Source organism: Oscillibacter sp. (assembly GCF_031978065.1).
In the GTDB taxonomy this organism is placed as follows: Bacteria; Bacillota; Clostridia; order Oscillospirales; family Oscillospiraceae; genus Oscillibacter.
The window spans coordinates 1-2716 of record NZ_DALZCH010000188.1 but is presented as its reverse complement, the minus strand read 5'-3'; the positions used below and the strand labels follow the sequence as shown (position 1 = coordinate 2716).

General features: G+C 50.7%; 5 protein-coding genes. All 5 read left to right on the top strand.

Annotated features, from left to right (window positions below; genetic code table 11):
• Positions 1-101: 101 nt before the first annotated feature.
• Complete coding sequence (locus RTK01_RS16505; protein WP_312282014.1) at positions 102-419, top strand: hypothetical protein; 318 nt, start codon at positions 102-104, stop codon at positions 417-419.
• A 266-nt stretch (positions 420-685) separates the two neighbouring features.
• Positions 686-868, top strand: a complete 183-nt coding sequence (locus tag RTK01_RS16500; RefSeq protein ID WP_312282013.1) for a hypothetical protein — start codon at positions 686-688, stop codon at positions 866-868.
• Between the two features lie 173 nt (positions 869-1041).
• Positions 1042-1803 (top strand): hypothetical protein, encoded by a 762-nt coding sequence (locus RTK01_RS16495; protein WP_312282012.1) that lies wholly within the window; start codon positions 1042-1044, stop codon positions 1801-1803.
• An 89-nt stretch (positions 1804-1892) separates the two neighbouring features.
• Positions 1893-2396, top strand: coding sequence for a hypothetical protein (locus RTK01_RS16490; protein WP_312282011.1), 504 nt, complete (start codon positions 1893-1895; stop codon positions 2394-2396).
• Positions 2377-2716, top strand: a 340-nt coding sequence (locus tag RTK01_RS16485; RefSeq protein ID WP_312282010.1) for a Gp15 family bacteriophage protein, incomplete at its 3' end; no start/stop codon positions are given. The genes RTK01_RS16490 and RTK01_RS16485, both read left to right, overlap by 20 nt.

Below are 2716 nucleotides of genomic sequence, written 5' to 3'. Positions count from 1 at the left end.
ATCCGCCCCCGGAGTCACTACCTCCGAGAGCGGGAAGTGTGGTCACAAAGAGCCACATCTAACACACTGCCATCATGGCAGATTATGAAAGGAATGTCAATATGAATCTTTCTAACGATGAGCGGGATCTGGTGGAAATTTATAGAGACGCCACGCGAGACAAGAATACAGATATGCTTATTGCCATCTACGCGATAATTCAAAGACTCCTTGAGAAGCAAGGCGACGTCCCGCCCGATCAGTACCCCGATCAGCTTAGTGGTTTTACCAAGGGAGAGTATAAGCGGGCCATTAAAAACTTGCGCCAGGCTCAGGTTAGGGCGTTACGCACGGGCAATCCGGATATGGCGGCGGAGTTCGATCTATCTATACAGTGCATTCGGGAGCGTTGTTTGCGCAAAGTGCCGGCAGCGGCGTGAGCGAAATCGCAGGGGTTACTCCAACACTCCACAATTATAAATTTGAAGGGATGAAAAGCTATGCTTTATATTAAGACCAGAAGAGGAACCCATATCCCCATCGAAGACGGTGGTGATGGAAACGTTTTTACTCAGTGCCCTGTCTGCGGAAAAGAGTTTCCTGTATTTCTCAGTGATTGCATTGTTGACGGATGTCTTGATGCCAATTTCACAGCATGGTATTGCTCCGCGTGCAACGATAAGGTCAACCTTCTCGCAGGCCGCGAATGAAGATCACTCTTGCTTACTTACCGGCGGAGGAGCAGGAGGCCGTTGCTACCGCAGCGGCGTTCCAGCACCTGCACCCCGGAGCCAGAATACGCAAAAGCGACCGGAACCCCCCATTTAAGCATCTGTATCTGACCATTAAAAGCGCGGGAACAAATTGCGGCATAAAGAAAAACTCTTGACCCATCCCCCACATTGTGATACAATTGTTCTAGTAAAGTATGGCATGAGTACCGCCCCTCGAGGTTAGCCTTTTACGGCATGGGAAACAGTTTAACGACTGTTCTCATGCCGTTTTTCTATTCTCCCGGTGCAGGCATTCCTTTCCCCTGCGCCGGGAGAACTCCAGCGAAGTGTGAAAGGAAAACAGATGGAAATGAATTTATTTATGAAACTCAATCTGAAGAAGAATCTGGAGGATACTGTTAATCAGTATCGGGACCACACCGGCGAATTTTCCAAAAAGTTTATGGCGGAGATGGGCCGATTCAATTCGCCCGAGGCGCGCAACCGTTACAGCAATGACGGGCTCCGGGACTTGGCCAATGAAAAACATGCTGAGCTGCTGGCCTCGCAGGTGGCGACGGGTGAAACCATGAATCAAAAGGCCCGCGCGGTTGTTAACGGTGTCAAGAGCTCGATTGCAGCAGCCGTCATGGGGGAGGGCAGCAGGCCCGAAGATTATGCTACGCGGATCAGCAACGCCCTCCGCTTTCTCTCTTATGAAACTGCTGATTCACTGACCGACGATGTAGCGCACGACCTTTTGCATGAGTTTGAGGGCGATTACGAAACAATGCGAAAGTTCAAGCGGATTGTTGAGCAAAAGGAATATGCATCTGCTGGACACGTCGATGCTAAACGTTTCCCGAAGACGTTCGGCAGCATTGAAAAGGCAGAAGAGGCCCTAAGTCAGTTTGAGGAGCTTGACCGGCTTGCGGAAACTGTCTTTATGCACCAGAAGGTGAAGTCCAGCAATGGTGTCACTATTGGTGATGTGTTCTATTCTGAGCCCATGGACTCCTATGGAGAGACTACGGGGTGGGATGCGCTGCTGAATCTGGCTGAAGCTGTTGACCAGTGGGGCGAGAATGAGGGCGATGCGGCGGAAGGCTAAAGGAGCGGGAAATTTCCCACTCCCCACATTGTGATGAAATAACTGCCCTACGGATTTCACAGGGCGGAACAGATGAAAGGTAAGACTATATGACAAAGAAACTTGCGCTCGATGATGGCATCATTGAGCTGGAGATCAACAGCAACGGAATCCTCCGCTTTAATCCTTCTGACTTCAATTTGTATCAGCGCTTTTGCGCCTTTGCAAAAGATATCCCGGAGATTGAGAAGCAATATCGCGCTGCCATTGAAGTAAGCCCCGAAGGTGGCGGAGATGTGGTGGCATCTGCCAGAGCCAAGTTGGACCGGGTAAAAGAAATCGACGATAAGATCAAGGCTAGGCTTTCTGCTGTATTCGGCGGCGGGAATGATTTTGACATCCTGCTTGGGGGTGTTAGCCTCATGGCGTGCGGGCAAAACGGCCAGTTCGTAATTACCAACCTCTTGAAGTCCCTCACCCCGTACTTGGAAGAGGGAGCCCGTAAGCATTTGGGCGATGCTGCCGGAGAGGCGGTGGCGCAGGCTGAAAAGAATCGCGCACAGCAAAATGATTGGATGGGATTTGCCCGAATCTGTGGAGATCGGCGGAGTTGAGTACGCTATCAATGCAGATTTTAGAGATGTTCTTGATATTCTCATGAGACTCAACGACACCGCCCAGACGGAGCAGGTCCGTACTTATGTGGTCCTCGCGCTTTTTTATTGTGACTTCTCCCACATGCCGGAGGAGCATTGGCAGGCGGCCGCAGATTACCTCATGTGGTTCATCAACTGCGGAGAAACCCCGGACGAAAAGAAATATCCCAAAACAATTGACTGGGAGCAGGACAGGCAAATGATTGTCTCGGATATCAACAAAGTTGCTGGCTGTGAAGTCCGGGCGCTTCCATTCTGCCATTGGTGGACGTTCCTTA

Coding starts and splice junctions, on each gene's coding strand:
- RTK01_RS16500 (WP_312282013.1), top strand. CDS start 686: ATGAAGATCACTCTTGCTTACTTACCGGCGGAGGAGCAGGAGGCCGTT.
- RTK01_RS16505 (WP_312282014.1), top strand. CDS start 102: ATGAATCTTTCTAACGATGAGCGGGATCTGGTGGAAATTTATAGAGAC.
- RTK01_RS16490 (WP_312282011.1), top strand. CDS start 1,893: ATGACAAAGAAACTTGCGCTCGATGATGGCATCATTGAGCTGGAGATC.